The sequence below is a fragment of the Methanocaldococcus lauensis genome (assembly GCF_902827225.1).
GTDB classification, from domain to species: domain Archaea; phylum AGJL01; class Methanococci; order Methanococcales; family Methanocaldococcaceae; genus Methanocaldococcus; species Methanocaldococcus lauensis.
In genome coordinates, this window is the sequence record NZ_LR792632.1 from 152907 (window position 1) to 171196 (window position 18290).

At 26.7% G+C, this 18290-nt stretch carries 16 protein-coding genes, 2 tRNA genes and 1 pseudogene; 13 read left to right on the forward strand and 6 right to left on the reverse strand.

All coding sequences use genetic code 11. From position 1 onward, the window contains the following. Nucleotides 1-64 precede the first annotated feature (64 nt). Both KMP69_RS00860 and KMP69_RS00865 read left to right on the forward strand, forming a co-directional pair. Nucleotides 65-1369 (forward strand): hypothetical protein, encoded by a 1305-nt coding sequence (locus KMP69_RS00860; RefSeq protein ID WP_250543608.1) that lies wholly within the window; start codon nucleotides 65-67, stop codon nucleotides 1367-1369. Between the two features lie 452 nt (nucleotides 1370-1821). Next, nucleotides 1822-2133 carry a hypothetical protein gene (locus tag KMP69_RS00865; RefSeq protein WP_214400096.1) on the forward strand — a complete coding sequence of 104 codons (312 nt, stop codon included), beginning with the start codon at nucleotides 1822-1824 and terminating at the stop codon, nucleotides 2131-2133. A gap of 302 nt (nucleotides 2134-2435) precedes the next feature. On the opposite strand, the gene KMP69_RS00870 is transcribed toward KMP69_RS00865, so the two are convergent. Further along, nucleotides 2436-2738 (reverse strand): monovalent cation/H+ antiporter subunit E, encoded by a 303-nt coding sequence (locus KMP69_RS00870; protein WP_214400097.1) that lies wholly within the window; start codon nucleotides 2736-2738, stop codon nucleotides 2436-2438. 133 nt (nucleotides 2739-2871) lie between these two features. Between KMP69_RS00870 and pfdA the strand changes: the two genes are divergently transcribed. Beyond that, nucleotides 2872-3297, forward strand: a complete 426-nt coding sequence (gene pfdA / locus KMP69_RS00875; protein WP_214400710.1) for a prefoldin subunit alpha — start codon at nucleotides 2872-2874, stop codon at nucleotides 3295-3297. Nucleotides 3298-3411: 114 nt separating this feature from the next. Here pfdA and KMP69_RS00880 read toward each other — a convergent pair. Continuing rightward, a tRNA-Val gene (locus KMP69_RS00880) sits at nucleotides 3412-3485 on the reverse strand. Nucleotides 3486-3525: 40 nt separating this feature from the next. Between KMP69_RS00880 and KMP69_RS00885 the strand changes: the two genes are divergently transcribed. From KMP69_RS00885 to KMP69_RS00925, 9 genes are all read left to right on the forward strand, one after another. Beyond that, nucleotides 3526-4614, forward strand: coding sequence for a nucleotidyltransferase family protein (locus KMP69_RS00885; protein WP_214400098.1), 1089 nt, complete (start codon nucleotides 3526-3528; stop codon nucleotides 4612-4614). 30 nt (nucleotides 4615-4644) lie between these two features. After that, nucleotides 4645-5328: an RNA ligase partner protein gene (locus KMP69_RS00890; RefSeq protein WP_214400099.1), complete on the forward strand. Its 684-nt coding sequence runs from the start codon at nucleotides 4645-4647 to the stop codon at nucleotides 5326-5328. Between the two features lie 82 nt (nucleotides 5329-5410). Beyond that, complete coding sequence (locus tag KMP69_RS00895; protein WP_214400100.1) at nucleotides 5411-5779, forward strand: DUF356 domain-containing protein; 369 nt, start codon at nucleotides 5411-5413, stop codon at nucleotides 5777-5779. 40 nt (nucleotides 5780-5819) lie between these two features. After that, entirely contained in the window at nucleotides 5820-6353 is a 534-nt protein-coding gene (locus KMP69_RS00900; RefSeq protein ID WP_214400101.1) for a hypothetical protein, read from the forward strand. 142 nt (nucleotides 6354-6495) lie between these two features. Further along, the gene (gene ileS, locus KMP69_RS00905; RefSeq protein ID WP_214400102.1) at nucleotides 6496-9618 is read left to right on the forward strand and encodes an isoleucine--tRNA ligase; all 3123 of its coding nucleotides are present in this window, start codon (nucleotides 6496-6498) and stop codon (nucleotides 9616-9618) included. A gap of 109 nt (nucleotides 9619-9727) precedes the next feature. Beyond that, nucleotides 9728-10483 (forward strand): DNA-methyltransferase, encoded by a 756-nt coding sequence (locus tag KMP69_RS00910; RefSeq protein WP_214400103.1) that lies wholly within the window; start codon nucleotides 9728-9730, stop codon nucleotides 10481-10483. A gap of 14 nt (nucleotides 10484-10497) precedes the next feature. Then, nucleotides 10498-11622, forward strand: coding sequence for a tRNA (guanine(10)-N(2))-dimethyltransferase (locus tag KMP69_RS00915; RefSeq protein WP_214400104.1), 1125 nt, complete (start codon nucleotides 10498-10500; stop codon nucleotides 11620-11622). Nucleotides 11623-11626: 4 nt separating this feature from the next. Beyond that, entirely contained in the window at nucleotides 11627-12277 is a 651-nt protein-coding gene (locus tag KMP69_RS00920; protein WP_214400105.1) for a family 16 glycoside hydrolase, read from the forward strand. 66 nt (nucleotides 12278-12343) lie between these two features. Further along, nucleotides 12344-12421: transfer RNA gene (locus KMP69_RS00925), tRNA-Ile, on the forward strand. A 63-nt stretch (nucleotides 12422-12484) separates the two neighbouring features. Here KMP69_RS00925 and KMP69_RS00930 read toward each other — a convergent pair. From KMP69_RS00930 to KMP69_RS00945, 4 genes and pseudogenes are all read right to left on the reverse strand, one after another. Further along, the gene (locus tag KMP69_RS00930) at nucleotides 12485-14437 is read right to left on the reverse strand and encodes an ATP-dependent DNA helicase (protein ID WP_214400106.1); all 1953 of its coding nucleotides are present in this window, start codon (nucleotides 14435-14437) and stop codon (nucleotides 12485-12487) included. Between the two features lie 77 nt (nucleotides 14438-14514). Continuing rightward, nucleotides 14515-15369, reverse strand: a pseudogene (locus tag KMP69_RS00935) (ATP-binding protein). Nucleotides 15370-15493: 124 nt separating this feature from the next. After that, nucleotides 15494-16471 carry a tetratricopeptide repeat protein gene (locus tag KMP69_RS00940; RefSeq protein ID WP_214400107.1) on the reverse strand — a complete coding sequence of 326 codons (978 nt, stop codon included), beginning with the start codon at nucleotides 16469-16471 and terminating at the stop codon, nucleotides 15494-15496. Between the two features lie 40 nt (nucleotides 16472-16511). Then, on the reverse strand, nucleotides 16512-17345 hold the full coding sequence (locus KMP69_RS00945; protein WP_214400108.1) for a YkgJ family cysteine cluster protein: 834 nt from the start codon (nucleotides 17343-17345) through the stop codon (nucleotides 16512-16514). A 132-nt stretch (nucleotides 17346-17477) separates the two neighbouring features. Here KMP69_RS00945 and KMP69_RS00950 point away from each other — a divergent pair, with 132 nt between their 5' ends. Next, nucleotides 17478-18209: an ABC transporter permease gene (locus tag KMP69_RS00950; RefSeq protein ID WP_214400711.1), complete on the forward strand. Its 732-nt coding sequence runs from the start codon at nucleotides 17478-17480 to the stop codon at nucleotides 18207-18209. Nucleotides 18210-18290: the final 81 nt, after the last annotated feature.

Genomic DNA, 18290 nt, shown 5'->3' on the forward strand with positions numbered 1-18290 from the left:
TTTTAATTAGATATGGAATATCCATTTATTAATTTATTTTATAAAAGTTAAAGAGGTGAATATATTGAGGTCTTTAAATATATTTATAAATACTTTGCTAATTTTTTTGATTTTAAGTTTAAACTATTCCCTACCAACGGAGCCTTTAATATTTGTAAATAAAAGTACAGTAGATTATCAAAATGCTAAAGTATTGTTAGATAATTTTTACTCTTCAAGAACTATAAATGTTAATGATAATAACATAACACTTAATATTAAAGATATAGTGTATATTCCAGCAGAGAACACTCTTATAATTAAAGAGAACGATAGAGAGCTTATTATAAAATTTACAAAAAATAATGATGAAATTGAGTATGAGGATATATTATATAAATACTACACAAATTTTGAAAGAGATGAGGAAATAAATTTCTTTAATAGAACTTACGAAGTTGAGGATGTTTCATCAAAATATATAATACTAAAAGAAAAAAATAGTGAAAAAGAAATAACTACAAATGGAAGTTTTGAGTATAATGGATATAAAATCATTTTAAAAATGGTATCTCTTAACTACAATACATTATACATCAATATATATAAAAATGGAACTTTATTAGAATCTCCTAAGTTAGTTAAAGGAGAATGGTATTACTTAAAAAATGGAAATTTAGAAATCTTATATAAGAACTATTCAAATAAAAAATATGTGTTTGATGTAGTGGATATAATAAAAATTGAAAAAGATAAGGATTTTCCTTTAAATAATAGTTTTGTCGTAGAAGATATAGATTCTAACAAATTAGTTCTTAAATATAAATATCCAAATAATTTATCTAAAAATATATGTATATTTGATTATAGAATAATTCCAGGAAAGATTTATAAAAATTATGTTCTATTTAAAGTAATTAAAAGATACTGCAAAACTCTAAATATTAAAGATAAAGATATAGTATATATTGGAGAAGGATTTTATACAATTAAAGTAAATGGTTCTACTCAATTATACTATAAAGGGCATAAAATTAAAAATAATGAAAAAGTTTATATTAATACATTAAGTATGCTTGATACAAATAATATTTTGAATATAAACAAAGATATAATACTTGTTGGAGGTCCAAAGGTAAATAAATTTGTTAAATATCTTGAAAGTAAATCTTTGTTATTAGTAAATATAACTAATAATTATCCTGAAAATAATATTGGAATAATTCAAAAAATAAAAAATCCTTATAACAAAAATTATAATATCTATATTTTAGCAGGTTCAAATAGATACGGTACAAAAGCGGCAATATTAGCATTTTTAACAAAATATAATGATAAAAGTATAATGAAAGTTAAATGGAATAATGGACATATAGAGGTTATTAGATAATATTATTTTTTTGGAGATTAGAAAATCTAATGTATAATAATTAAATTTAAGTTTAGTATTGTTGTGATATTTATGCATACAAGTAACAAAAATATATCTTATTTTTTAATTTTTGGTATTTTATTTATTTTATTATCATACTTTGTAATAATTTTGCAAATATACTACGGATTAACAAACACATTGAGTTTAATTTTTAATACATTTTTAATAATCTTTGGAATAATTTTTAATACTTTAATTATGAGATTATTTAGGTTAAAAGAAAGAGTGTTAAATGACAAAAATTTATTGATAATATATTTAGTATTTATAATTGTTACTGCAAATATCTTTGATTGGATAATCCGACTAATAATGAATTATTTTAACATTACTAACTATCTACCTCAATCATTTTTCGCTGGATTGTTTGGAGGAATTTTAGTTTCTTTTATTTATTTGGTGATAAAATGAACACCTTACAGATGATTATTCTTATATTGATATATGCTCTATTACTTCCTTGGATAGTTAATTACATTATATTAAAAAATAGAAAAATAAATTTTATCCAATCACTTACATACTTGGATAATATTTTATGTAATAAAGAAAAATTGATACTAATAATTGTTGAAGGAATTTTAGTGGGAATCATTATTTATGAATATATTTTAAATAAATTTATAGTTATTTTGATTGTTGGTGGTATTGTTATATTTATATCTGATTATATACTCAAAAAACATATTATAGATAAAAAATCTCAGTTGGTGGAGTAAATGGACACTGAGAGTTCAGTTTAAGAAAAAAGTTGTTGTATTTTCTTTATCAGTTATTTTAAGTTTATTAATTAGTTTATTATTATCCATTTTTGTTGGTAAGAATTTATTTTATACTTCCTTTATTATCTCATTTTTAGTTATTATGATTCTAACATTCCTATATTGGGAATTTATACTTATTAAAAAATATAAGAAAATATCTGAGACGGTTATCTTAAATTCAGACCAGTATTGGATATTTGTGTTAGCAACTACCTTTGATTTATATATTTTAATTCATTATTTACATATAGTTTAATTTAATCAAAAATTTTTTTAATGTATGGTTCAAATGGAACAATATCTTCTCTACTCCTTGGACTTATTGTAGCTACTTTTAACCTTCTCTCTTCTGGAATTAAATCAATAACTAATGTTCCCGGAGTGGCTGTTATAGACCATGATAACAAAATTAAACCAGTTGGATTGTTTATAATAGACTCTATTTCCACAACTTCGGGTTTTATATCTCCTGTTATGCTTCTTTTAACTACATCAATCCAAGATTCAGTAATTGCCTTAATTAAAACAGCCACGTATCCAATAACTCCAAACACTCTCATAATAAACCCCTAAAATTTTTAATTTAATAAACAAATTTAATAAACATACATAAAATTTATTAGGAATAATTATATATTTCTTTATGTTCATTATTGTTTATTGATGATTACAGAGGTGAAGATTATGAGTAATATGAACGAAGATTTAAGACAAAAAGCTATAGCTTTAGAAATGTACAATCAGCAGTTGCAAATGATTCAGAGTGAATTGGCATCAATAAGAACTTTAAAATTAGAAATAGAAAAGTCTATCAAAACTCTTGAAAATATAAATGTTGATTCTGAAACATTAATTCCTGTAGGCCCAGGTGTTTTTTTAAAAGCAAAAATCGTTGATGATAAAGCGTTGGTTGGAGTAAAGTCCGATATTTATATGGAGAAATCATTTAATGAAGTTGTTGAAGATTTAAAAAAGTCTATTGAAGACTTAAATAAAGCTGAAAAAGAGGGTATGAAAAAAGTTGAGGAATTGGCTAAAGTAATTTCAGAACTAAGAAAAGAATTACAAGAATCTATTCAAAAATCTCAGGAAAAGAGTACAGAAAACAATAAAACTTAAGAATACTCTTTTTAATTTAATTTTTTATTTTGATTGAATTAAATTAATAGTCTAACTATTTATTTATATATTCATATTAACAAATTTATCTTTCTAAAATAAAAATAGAAATAGTGGGCCCAGCCGGATTCGAACCGGCGACCTTCGCCTTGTAAGGGCGACGTCATAGCCAGCTAGACCATGGGCCCTCAGCATCTATAAAAATCTAATTACTCATATATAAACTTTATGGTTATTGGTGAAATTATGGATTTGAATTTAAAAAATTTTTTGGAGGATAGAGAAGAGATAATTAAAGACTCTAAGAGAAAGGATGAACTATCTTTTAAAAAATTTAAAAAAATTGTAGAAAAAATCAAAGAAAAAGAAAATAAAGATAAAATTGTATGTGATTTTACAGAATACAATCCATTACATAGGGGGCATAAATATGCACTAAGTGTGGGAAAAAAGTATGGGATTTTTATTAGTGTTTTGCCTGGACCATTAGAAAGGAGTGGTAGGGGAGTTCCATATTTATTAAACAGATATATAAGGGCAGAGATGGCTACAAAGGCAGGGGCTGATATTGTTGTTGAAGGACCACCAATGGGAATTATGGGTTCAGGGCAGTATATGAGATGCTTAATAAAAATGTTCTACCACTTGGGGGCTGAAATTATACCAAGAGGTTACATTCCAGAGGAAACCATAAAGAGAGTTATTAGTTGCATAAATAAAGGGTATCATATAAAAGTTAAGCCCTATAAAATTATCTGTGTGGAGACTGGAGAAGTTTTAGGAGAAAAATTGAATATAGACAACTATGTAATTGCTTCAATGTCGCAGATGATTTATAAATTAAATAAGGAGGAAGATTTAAATTTTCATCCAAAATTTGTGTTTATTAAAAGATTGGAAGGAATAAGTGGAACTAAGATAAGGGAGGCTATATTTAAAAATAAATTTGATGATGTTAAGGATATGCTACCTTCTACAACCCTTGAGATATTAAAAGAACTATCAAATAGTGGAAAACTAAATAGCTTAATATTAAAAAGATTTGAAGATAGAATACTAAAAACTGTAAATGAATATGATATTTATAAGTATGTTCCTAACAATGTTGCTGAAATATTAGAAAAAAATAAACCATACAATAATATAGATAAGATAAAAAATACTTTACCCAATGGATTTTCAAAACATTTTAAAGAAAGAATTTTATCCAAGTTAGAGGCGAGAATTCCAAATGAAACTATTTCAAAATATATAAATAATTATCCTTCTAAGATAAGAATATTAGCAATTAAAGATAATGATGAAATAAAAGAATAAATATTTAATATAAAGATAAAATGTGGAATCATGCAGAAACAGAGATTTTGCTTAGATACAAGTGCATTTACTGAACCCTCGGTTAGAAAAGCAATGAATGTTAAGACAATTACAGAATTAACAGATAAATTGATGGATTTGATAGCAGAGGCAAGGATAAAGTTAAATATCTCTTGTCATATACCATATCCAAGTGTATATAAGGAGTTAATTGGATTCCTGCAGAGTGAAAATTGCCCAAAAGATGTTATAATAAAGGTAGATACTTGGCTCGTTAAGAAAACTCCAAACAGATATGAAATAAAAATACCTTCAGAGATATTTTATGAATATGTTAAGGATTTGAGAGAGAGGATTAATAAAGGAATGAGAATTGGAGAAGAGCATATAATAAAATCTTCTGATATGGTTTATGAACTATCAAAAGGACATCCAGAAATGAGAAAAGATGAAATTATAAATAAAGTTCTATCAAAAACAATAAATACATTTAGAAATAAATATCGAAGTGCTTTAAGAGTTGGGACCTTAGACAGTGCTCCAGATTTGGATGTCTTATTATTGGCTAAAGAGTTAGATGCCGCAGTTGTGGCTACTGATGGGGGAATTGAAAAATGGGCTCAAAGATTGGGATTAAGATTTGTAAATGCAGTTAATTTTCCGTTTATGCTTGAGGAATACTTAAGACACGCTGATAGACATAGAAAATTTTAATAAGTCGGAAATTAATTTAATTAATATTAATTTATATTTATTATTTAAAAATAATAAAAAACACGAATAATTAGGGATAGTTATGACATTACTATTAATTAGAGGAGATAGTTATGAAAAATTAAAGAATGCCTTAGCAGATGTAGATAGGCATGCAGAATTAACAATTATAGGAAAACCTAAAATTATAGTTCCAGAGGCGGCAGATGAAATATTAGGGCATATACTTGGAGAAGTAAAAAAACCATGTAAAACAGCATGCGTTGCAAAGATTGCTGAAAAGGCTCCAAAAGCAATAGATAGAATTAGAAAAATTCATCCTCCTGCTCATATAGTAGTTATTAGCGAAAGATATGGTGATATTTATTATAAGTTGTTGGATGACTTTCCCAAATTACCAATATTAAAAGGTTATTACAAATCAAAAAAAAGAAAAAATAAATATAAATAAATATAATAATATATATTTTTGCATCTAATAAGGTGATTTTATGAATCAAAATGGGTATCCAACATTAGTTGAGCTAAAAAATAATAAAGAAAAGATGATAGAAAAAGGAGAAGAAATGCTTAAAGAATTAACTAATATTAGAATACTGTTAGAAAAATTGAGGAAAGATGAAGAAGAGAATTTAGACAAAATTACTGAACTTGAAGAAAAAGAAAATTATTTAGCTACTGAAATTTTAAAATTGGACTTGGGTATAAAAATATTAGAAGTAATAGAATTTATTATAGAGAACAATATATTTAGAGATTATTGGAAAATAATAGAAGAAAAAATACCATATGATGAGTTATTAGAGATTGTTGCAGAAAATGGATTAAATGTAAAAAAGGTTTGTATGGAGTTGTATAAAATTGCAAACATAGATGACAAAGATATTTTAAATAAAATTCAAAATTTACCAGATGATGAGTGCCAAAAAGTTTCTGAAAATACATGTATGCAGATTAACAAATATTTGGATAAAATAATCTCAAGAATTATTAAATTAAAAGAACTTACAAACAATAGCACATAATTTTTAATAATAATTCTTTTAATTTAATAATTGCTTATGCTTATAATTAATTATAGTTATTTTTATTTTTTGAAGAATTTTTATTTAGTGTGTTATCTTTAATGAATAAATAATAAATAATTATGAAATTTGAGGTGAGTAAATGAAAAGTGTAGAGCCAGTTAATTTTAGAGAGTTGGATAAGAAGATAAAAAAGTTCTGGGAAGAGAATGATATATATCAAAAAGTAAAGAAAAAGAATGAAGAAAATAAAGAATTTTATTTTGTTGATGGACCTCCTTACTGTTCTGGGGCAATACATCTTGGGACAGCTTGGAATAAGATAATTAAAGATACTTATTTAAGATTTAAGAGAATGCAAGGATATAATGTTTTAGATAAAGCTGGATGGGATATGCACGGTTTGCCAATAGAGGTTAAAGTTGAAAATGAGTTTGGAATAAAAAACAAGAAAGAGATAGAAACAAAAATTGGTATAGAACAATTTATTGAAAAATGTAAAGAATTTGCTTTAAAACACAAAGAAATTATGGAAAATCAGTTTAAAAACTTAGGAGTTTGGTTAGATTGGGAAAATGCATACATGCCAATAACTAAGGAGTATATGGAAATAGGTTGGTGGACATTAAAAGTTGCTCATGAGAAAGGATTATTAACAAGAGATTTGAGGGTTGTTTATTGGTGTCCAAGATGTGAAACAGCTTTAGCTGAACATGAAGTTAGAGGAGAGTATAAAGAAGTTTACGACCCCTCAGTTTATGTAAAATTTAAATTAGCAAATGAAGAAAACACCTATGTTGTAATTTGGACAACAACACCATGGACTTTAATAGCTAACTTAGCTGTTGCAGTACATCCAAACTATGATTACGCTTATGTAGAAGTTGAATTTGATGACAAAAAAGAAGTTTGGATTATTGCTGAAAAGTTAGTTGAGGATGTTATAAACAAAGCTAAAAAATTATACAATATCAAAAACTACAAAATAATCAAAAAAGTTAAAGGAAAAGAGTTAGAAGGAATAAAATATATTCATCCATTATTAGATGAGAATGAGAAGCAAAAAGAATTTGCAAAATTAGAAAATGCTCATACTATAGTATTAGGGGAACATGTAACCTTAGAGGGAGGAACTGGTTTAGTTCATACTGCCCCTGGACATGGGGAGGAGGACTTTGAAGTTGGTAAAAAATACAATCTGCCAATATATTCACCAATAGATGATGAAGGCAAATACATAGAAGGAAAATGGAAAGGCATTTTTGTTAAAGATGCAGATAATAGCATAATAGAGACTCTAAAAGATAAAGGATTGTTAGTTTATGCTGGAAAAATAAAACATAGTTATCCACACTGTTGGAGATGTAAAACACCTCTCTTGTTTAGAGCTACTGAGCAGTGGTTCTTAGAAATATCAAAAATTAAAGATAATATTATAGAACATGCAAAAACAGTTAGTTGGATACCTCACTGGGTTGAGACAAGATATATAAATGGAGTTAAGTTTGTTGGAGACTGGAATATAAGTAGGCAGAGGTATTGGGGAATTCCATTACCAGTATGGATTTGTGAGAAATGTGGAAAATATATAGTTGTGGGAAGTGTTGAAGAACTAAAGGAGAGAATGATAAATAAAGATGAAGTTGGAGAGATTAAAGATTTGCATAAACCAACAGTTGATAAAATAAAGTTGAGATGTGAATGTGGAGGAGTAATGGAGAGGGTTCCAGATGTCTTAGATGTTTGGTTTGACTCTGGTTTAGCACCTTATGCTTCAATTGGTTCAAAAACATTAAAAAAAGCTGACTTTATAACAGAAGGACATGACCAAGTTACTAAGTGGTTTTATTCACAACATGCACTTTCAGCTATTGTATTCAATGACATTCCATACAAAAAATGTTTAATGCACGGCTTTACGTTGGATGAGCATGGAGACAAGATGAGTAAGAGTTTAGGAAATATAGTTAATCCAGATGATGTCGTTGAAAAATATGGGGCTGATTTGTTGAGATTTTATCTTTTAAGTGCAAACAAGGTTTGGGAGGATTTAAGGTTTGTATGGAGTGAAATGGATGATGTTTTAAGCTTATTCAACACTCTATGGAATGCTTACATGTTTGCTGTAAATTACATGGTGTTAGATAACTTTAAACCAGATGAAAAATACTTTGAATATTTAAAAGATGAAGATAGATGGATTTTAAGTAGGGTAAATACTGTTGCCAAAATAGCAATTGAAAACCTTGATATTCCATATTTCCACACATACACATGGACATTAAAAGATTTCATATTAAATGACTTAAGTAGATGGTACATAAGGCTAATTAGGGAAAGAACATGGAAAGAAAAAGATGATACTGACAAATTAGCGGCATATCAAACACTCTACTATGTCCTATTAAAGTTATCTATAATAATGGCTCCTGTATCTCCTCATGTAGCTGAGGCAATATATCAAAACTTAAAAACAGAAGATATGGAAGAAAGTATATTTATGAATAAAATAGAAGTTGATGAAGAGTTTATTGATGAAGAGTTAGAGAGAGATATGGCAATAGTTAGAGATATAGTTGATGCAATCTACAGAGGAAGAGATAAAATAAAATACACTTTAAGATATCCATTAAAAGAAATAACTATTGCTGGTGGGGAAGAGGTTAAAAAAGCAGTAGAGAGATTTGAATACATAATAAAAGAGCAGGGTAATGTCAAAAATATCAAATTTGGAGAAGTTGAAGGTAGCAAATACATAATAAAACCAAACTACAGAGAGTTAGGTAAAAGATATAGAAGTGAAGTTCCAAAGGTTGTTGAAGCATTGAATAAAGCAGATGCTAAGGAGTTAATGGAAAAATTGAAAGAAGGAGCTGTAATATTGGATGGATATGAGATTAAGCCAGAGTATGTTGAAATTAGGTTAGAGATTCCTGAGCACATTGCAGGAGTTGAATTTTCAAAGGGAACTGTCTTTATAAATACTGAAATTACTGATGATTTAATAAGAGAAGGGTTAATGAGAGAAGTTATAAGAAGAATTCAAGCAATGAGAAAAGATTTAGACTTAGATATAGAAGAAAAAATTAAGGTTAAAGTTGAAGGAGTAGATATAGATGAGTTTAAGGAAATTATAGAAAGAGAAGTAAGGGGAATATTTGTAGATGATATAAAAGAGGACTATACAAAAGCTTGGGAAATAAAAACTCCAAATGGGGAAATATATAGAGTTAAAATAACTATCGAAAGAATAAATAAGAAATAAATTTAATTTTTTATTAGTTTTTTATTTAATTTCTATTTTATTTTTGCTTTATTTATTTTTGTTTAGAACGCTTTTATAATTAAATTTAATAATTTAGGTGACTTAATTTATGAAATTGGGTAAATTTGAGATAGACAATATTTATTTAGGAGATAGTTTAGTTTTAATGAAAGACATTCCAGATGATAGTATTGATCTAATTGTTACAGATCCTCCTTATGGAATTAACTTTAAAGGTAAAAAGAATAACTACAATAGAAAATATGAGAATGTTTTAGAAGGTTACAATGAGATTCCCAAAGAAAAATATTACGAATTTTCTTATAATTGGATGAAAGAGGCATATAGAATATTAAAACCAACTGGGAGTATGTATGTATTTTCTGGTTGGACTAATTTAAAGGATGTTCTCAATGCATTGGATGATGTAGGATTTATAACAATAAACCACATTATTTGGAAATATCAATTTGGAGTTTTTACAAAAAGGAAATTTGTTACCTCTCATTACCACATTTTATTTGTTGTTAAAGATGAAAAAAGATACAAATTTAATAAAATAGAACATTATCCAGAAGATGTTTGGATAATAAATAGGGAGTATTGGAGAGGTAAAGTTAAAACTCCAACAAAATTGCCTACTGAATTAGTTAAAAAAATTATTCTATATGGAAGTGATGAAGGAGATATAGTTTTTGATCCTTTCCTCGGTTCTGGACAGGTTTGTGTTGTTGCAAAAATGCTAAATAGACATTATTTAGGTTTTGAAATAGTTAAGGAGTATTATGAATTTGCAAAAAAGAGATTAGAAGAAATTGAAAGGCAAAAAGAGAATGGATTAATAAAGTGGATTAATAATAATTAAAATTGAGTGAGATTATGATTTTAAAAGAGGGAGAGGTTATTTTTGAAGTTCCAGATAAATTAACAATTACAAAAAAAGATGAAGTTTTTTACAACCCAAGAATGAAAACTTGTAGAGATTTAAGTATAGTTATAGTCCAAGCATTTTTAAATTTATATCATAAAGTTGATAAATGCTATATATGTGATGCTTTGGCAGGTAGTGGGATTAGAGGGCTTAGATATGCAAAAGAGATTGAATTTAGTGGGGATTTACAAGTTTTCCTAAATGATATAAATCCAAAGGCATATGAAAAAATAATAAATAATGCTAAAATGAATAAAATTGAGAATATAAAAGTTTTTAATGAAGATGCAAATACATTTTTATCAAAACATTTTAGATTTTTCAATATTATAGATTTAGATCCGTTTGGCTCTCCATCTCCTTATATTGACCAAGCTATTAGGGCATTAGTAACAAAAAATGGTTTGTTATGTATAACTGCAACAGATACAGCCGCTTTATGTGGAAGAGCTAAGAAATCTTGCCTAAGGAAATATTTAGCATATCCGTTATTTGGTAGAGACTGTCATGAGTTTGCTTTGAGAGTTTTGGTAGGTTATGTTATGAGAATGGCTACAAAATATGAAATTTCTCTAAAACCAGTATTTTGCCACGCAACCGACCATTATGTTAGAGTTTATTTAGTTACTGATAGAGGAGCTAAGAGATCTGATAAAACCTTTGAAATGTTAGGATATGTTAAAGATGTTAATGGAATTAAGATAATTAAAAAATTTGAAGAAGGTTATGAAAAAGGATTCTCAGGGCCTTTATATATAGGTAATTTATACGATAAAACTCTCGTTGATGAAGCTTTAAAAATAGCTGAGGAAAGAAAATTAAATGAGAGAATTTTAAAAATATTAAATGCAATTAGTGAGGAAGCGGAAATAAATCAAGTTGGTTGCTTTGACACTCACCAATTAGGGAAGATTTTAAAAATATCAGTCCCACCAATAAAAAATATTATAAATAAATTAAAAGAGCTTGGTTTTAAAGCCACAGTAACTCACTACAATCCAAAAGGAATAAAAACTAATGCTACATTAAAAGATGTTATTGATGTAATGTATAGATGTAGTAAAGTAAGGTGATATTATGCATTTTAATAAATTTATTAATAAATTTATAATTTTTATTTTTTTAATTCCTATAATATTGATAGGATTGTGTGGATGCTTTGAAATTGTCCCTAAAGAATTTTATGATGATTTTTCTTCATACTACGATGGAGAAAAAGCTCCATTTGGTGAATGGAAAGTTAAGGAAGGGGGATTTAAAATTGTTAGTATTTTAAGCGAAGATAAAAAAACAATAAATAATGTTGCAGTTCCAATAGACAATGGAATAATATATATTGATAAAAATTATACTGACTTTAAATTTTATGTTGATATAAAAAGACTTAAAGATAGCGACACTCCAAAAATATACTTTAGATTAATGAACAATGCAAACACTGGATATTACATAGAAATAGAGGGCTATGATATTGGATATAAACTTTACAAGTTTAATGGAACTAAAGTTGAATTATTAGATGAATCTTATTATGCAGCTCCGGCAGGAACTGATTTTTATAGGTATGAAGTTATAGCAATAGGGAACAAGATAATCTTTCTTGCAGGGGGACAGAAATATATAGAGTATGTTGATAATGATTCACCAATACTCAAAGGAGGAATAGGTATTGGTGGAGGAGAAGCTTATTATGACAATGTCAGAGTTGTGCCAATAAATCAATATTAAGATTTAAATTAATTAATTAACGAAAACTATATATATGGGTTATTATTATCTAATTTTTGCTCTTGTAGGGCGGTGGCTCAGCCTGGTTAGAGTGCTCGGCTGATAACCGAGTGGTCCGGGGTTCAAATCCCCGCCGCCCTACCATTTTTTATTTTTGAATAATATATTTATTAATTTAAATATATAAATTAATTTTGTTATAAAAAATTATCTTCTAAACTGACTCATAAATTTAGGAATGTATTTTATAGCCATATTTAAACTCATAATTTCATAGTCATCTTTTAAATACCCTTTTTCCTTCAAAACTCTCCCAACCCAATCTGAAAATCTCTTATCTTGTATAACTACAACTCCATAATCATTCTCTGTTCTTATTAACCTTCCAATCATTTGCACTAAAGTCCTTGCCATTCTATCAAATGATGTCATTAAAAAAGCTCTCCAATGAGCATTTTTAATATTTCTCTTTTTGAATTTTTCTTCTAATATTTTTTGTTCTCTTAATATTAAAGGAGTAGGGACTGGAAAAGGTAGTGTGTCAATAACAACTCCAACTAACGCCTCGCCGGGAATATCCACACCCTCAGCAAATCTACCAGTTGCCAATAAAATCCCTCCAACTCTCTCAAATCTTTCTTTTAATTCCTTAGCCTCTTTTCCATCCATTCCTTGCTCATATACATGAATGTTTTTATTTTTAATATTAGTTTTGTCAATTTCTCTTTTTAGATATTTATAGAAGTTATCTAAATCTTCATAGCTTTTAAATAAAACTAAGGAGTTTCCATTTATTGCCTCCAATATTTTTAATAAGTTTTTATTAGCCTTTTCTCTATCTCTTTTTTCATACTTCATATCTACTCCATCTTTTAAGCCTATAATTATCTTTCTATCTTTTGGAAATGGGCTCTCTAAAACTAAAAAATCTGGATTATCTACTCCTGTTTTTATAGCGTGCATTTCTAAGTTTCCTATTGTGGCAGAACAATGAATAACTACTGCATTACCGTAAAGTTCTTTTAAATGAGTACTAACAAAAACAGGCTCACATAGTAAGGAATTTCCACTTCTATAGATTACATAATTATCATTAATATATTTTAAATTTTTGATATTTTCAATAAATTCAAGAATGTGCATATCAGACAGTTTCTTTTTATGAATAAAATCGAGTTCTATAGAAATTAAAGCTCTATTATCAATATCAAATTTAAGTTCATTTTTATCAATCTCTTCATTTTCATTAAATTTTAAAATTTTATTTTTTATATTGTTTATTTGATAGTATCCATCTAATATAGATCCCAATATAGCTAATTCTGTCTTATATCTCCAAGAGTGTATCTCTCCATCAAAAATAATCGTTTCTTTGCAGATATCTAAATCTACATTTTTATTAACTAAATAATTCTCAATAATTTCCCAGAAGTTTTCATCCTCAACATCCAACCTCTTTTTTAAAATATTTGGAGCGTAATAAATAGCCATATATTTTAATCTATTAATAGCCATATCTGGATTAATAACTATTGTGGAAGCATTTCTTACACTGTTCTCTAATTTGTGTGCCTCATCACAGATAATTATATCTATATCTCTCTTACTCTCAATGTCTTCCTTTGCATAGTAAAACATACTATTATTTACTACAACAATATCAGCCAAAATACTATCAATTTTTGCCTTTTGATACTCACAAACACAATAAGGACAGTAATAAATAGTTTTATCTTCAAATTTTATTGCTTCTTTTTTAGTCCCACAGTAACAGATAGGTCTTTTATTTGGTCTATAAGGACATTTTTTATTTAGTTGGCAATATAACCTATTTGCTTTCCCACCCTTTGATTTACATATATAGTTACCTTTTCCCATCAGATAGGCAACCTTTAAATTATGCTTTATAGAACTTAAATCCTCGTAAATTCTAACCTGTTGGTCAATAGTTTCAGTTAAAATAACAACTTTTTTTCCCTTTTCAGCAAAATAAATGGCAGGAATTAAATAACCCAAAGTTTTACCTACACCAGTTGGAGCCTCAATTATCAAATTTTTTTTATTTAAAATACTTTCATAAATTTTTAGCATCATTCTTTTTTGTGGCTCTCTAATCTTAGGATAAGGAAATTTCTCCATAATATATTTTTCAAAATCCATAAAAATCCCAATTCTGTAAATTTTTTAAAATATTATCTATAACTGCGTAAATTCCAGTTAATGGATATTCTATAAATTTATTTTTTAAAACTTATATCCAATAGCTCTTTTATAGCATGCCATTCAATTAAAGATGTTGGTTTAATAATATCATTAATAACATCATAAAATAAATATTTTCAAAGTAGCATATAACTCATCTTCAATTTCCTCATTTTCTATTATAATATTATCTTTGAATTTTAATAAGATTTTTAGGATTTCATCTTTTTTATTTAAATTTTCTCTTATTGTGTATCTTATTTTATCTCTCTCAATATTAATCCATTGGTTTATGATTTCTTTAACAGATAAACCTAATTTTTTATTGTTTATTAACTGTGCAATTTCATAAGGTAAAATGTAGAATTTTGATAAATCTCTTCAATGAATAGAGTGTCAGAGGTTAAGCATATAACGTGGCAGAGATGTCTAACCTTTGTTAAATGGACAAATAGATTAAATAACTCATTTAATAATGATTTTCCATTATCATTTCCATTGAAATAGATGTTTTTTAATTTCTGCAATTCATCTATTATTAAAATTGGTTTTTTACCATCTTTTATAACAGTTTCAATACTTTCATAGATTTTATCAAAAACATCATTTAAAGATAAATTATTAAAGTCAAATTTATTTAAAAGATATTTCTTATCTCCTTTTTCAAAAAATATTTTTAAAAATTCTTCCTTTGTAGGAGTGGCATATCTCCTTAAATCATAATAGAAAAATACTATATCCTCCCTTTTAGATAGTTCCTCTATAACCCTAAGCATTACTGTCGTTTTGCCAGAAGATTTTGGCCCATAAACAAACAATATTGAATTCGGCTCTAATAAACAATAATTTTTTAAAAAATTTACTTCTTCCTCTCGATTATAAAATTTCATTATTTTCACCTATAGTTCAACAAATTAAGTTTGAAACTTAGAAAGATTAAATTATCTGTTTAGAGATAGAAATAACAAAAGAATAGATAGTAAAATTTTATTATTTTCATATTTTAATAGTGTGTTATTTTTCAATACTTCTATCTCTACACTCAATTGCTTTGTTGTAATATTCTACAGCTTTTTTTACATCTCCTAATCTTTCATATATCCTTGCAATGCTTAATAATATATCTACACGATATGGATAAAGGCTAAGAGCTTTTTTATAGTATTTTAATGCTTCATCTGACTTTCCTAATCTTTCATACAATTCTCCTTTGTAATACCATAAATATACATCATCCTCTCTAATATCTAATCCCATTTTTATGTATCTTTCAGCAGTTTCTAAGTCACCAACAATCAATGCTACAGATACAGCGTGCCTAATAGCGTCCAACCATCTAACTCCTAATTCATCTATTAATTTTTTAAAACAATCAAGAGATTCTTTAAATTTACCCATTCTCTTTAATAACACACCCATTAAATATAAAGCATTTTTATCATTTGGTTTTAGCTCTAATGCTTTTTTCAAGCATAGTAATGCATCATCATATTTTCCTAATTTTCTTAAAATATCTGCTTTTTTAACCCATATTGGAACAAATCTTGGCGCATAAGTTAATAACTCATCACAAGATTTTAATGCTTCTTCATATTCTCCTAAGAATTCTGTGCAAATAAGTTTTAATAAAAATGCTGAAAGGAATTTATTTTCAGTACCTAAAGCGTTTTTGTAACAAGAAAATGCTTTATCACATCTTCCCAACAAACCATAAGATTGTCCAAGAAATACCCAAACAATTGGGTTCTTAGAACCATAATTTACTAATTTCTCAAAAGTATCAATTGCTTTGTTAATTTCACCCATAGCGTTTAGTATCAATCCTTTCAAAAATAAAGCTAATCTAAAATCAGGCTCTAATTCTAAGGCTCTATCAATGTAATATAATGCTTTTAGTAAATCTCCTTCAAATAATTCTCTATAACATTTTAAAAGGTATGTTGTAGCTTCTAATGCTCTAACTCTTGGTAATTCTTTAGTGTGTGTATCCATAATATTCCCCACATTTTTAAAATTTAATTATTAGTTTTAGTTAATGTATGTTAATCTTTTTATCTATAAATAATTTTTTATCAATATTACCTTCAGCTCTTAATACATTTTTAAATTTAGAGAGATACTTAGATATTTTTAATAATTTTTCTACTTCTTCATAAAATGGAATCTTTCTAAAATGCTCTCTCCTATTTAATTCTAATAGGTATCTTATAATTTCTTCCTCATTTTCTTGATTATGGTATTTTGCAATGTTGTTTTTTATAGATTTAAAGATACCAATATCTATTAACTTTATATTGTTACCAAAAATTTCTTTGCATCTTTCAAACATTTCATCAAAATTTTTACTACTAAAAATATATCTTCCAAACTCTTCTCTCTCTTCCCAAGTAATTTTAAAATCTTTATATAGTAAAGTTTTACTACTATGTTCCATACCATTTTCAATAATCTCTTCAAAATTATCAAAATAAAGTTCTTTTATATATTCAATTACTTCTTTAATAACTTTTTTATCAGTTTCTCCCTTACAAATTCCTTTGCAGTAATGTTTTATTATCAACAAAGGAGTTCCATCCCACTTTACCATACTACTGAATGGAAAAATTTTACACATTAAAGGTTTAAACTCATAACCTTTTTCTAAATGAACTCTACATAAATTATTATTTAATAAAATACATCCTCTTTCATTAATTTTTAGTCTATATTTAAATTCTCCTTTGCATCTCTCTATACAATCTTTGTAATCTTTAAGTTTTAAAACATCGAAGTAATTTAAATATATTCTCCATCCCTCACAAGAACAGCAGTATGCACAATTAATACATCTATAGGTAATTCCGTTAAAAGTTATTTCCCACTTCATATAAGTCACTTAAAAGATTTTTTATATTAAGAGTTTATTTAAATTTACTTATGAGTATTACTTAACAATTAATGTTAATGTAATTTAATGTTAATAGATAATAATTAACCATAGAGATGGGTGATTATTTTGATGTTATTTATAAAACTACTCTATGCATTCGCTTTTGTTATAGTAGCCATTGTTATCGCATATATTGAAAAGTTAGGCATTGAGAAAAAAATATTTTATGTTTCAATATTGGCGTTAATTCAACTGTTTATATTGGGATATGCCTTACTTTATATTTTTTCTTTAGGAATAATAGGAGCATTTTTTATGATTTCATTAATGATTACTGTGGCATCATATTTAATAATGAGAGAAATAAAGTTAAAGCATAAGAAAAAACTTTTTCTTAGTTTATTTGTTACATTTTTAGCAACAACTATAGTTTCATTAATTATATTAGTATTTTCTGATGTTATTAAATTTGAGCCTATTTATGTAATTCCACTAATGGGAATGGTTGTTGGTAATACGATGAATACAATCCATTTAACATTAGATAAAATCATAGATTTAGTAAAATCTGAAAGAGATATTTTATTGGGATATTTAGCATTAGGAGCTACTGAATTAACTGCTTTAAAGCCTTTTATAAAAAATGCAGTAAAATCAGCAATAATTCCACAAATGAATAGGACGAAATCTGTTGGAGTTATCTTTATTCCGGGAGCAATGGTTGGTATGTTATTAAGTGGAGCTAATCCTTTGTATGCCGCAGAAATCCAAATTGTAATAATGTGGATGATTTTAAGCTCTTCAATAATTTCTGGAATTTTGATTTGTTATTTAATGTATAAAGAGATTATTAGGATATAAAAATATCATTAAATAGAAAAAGATCTAAAACATAATATAAGTAATACAGATTAACAGATTAATTTAACAGATTAATAGTAG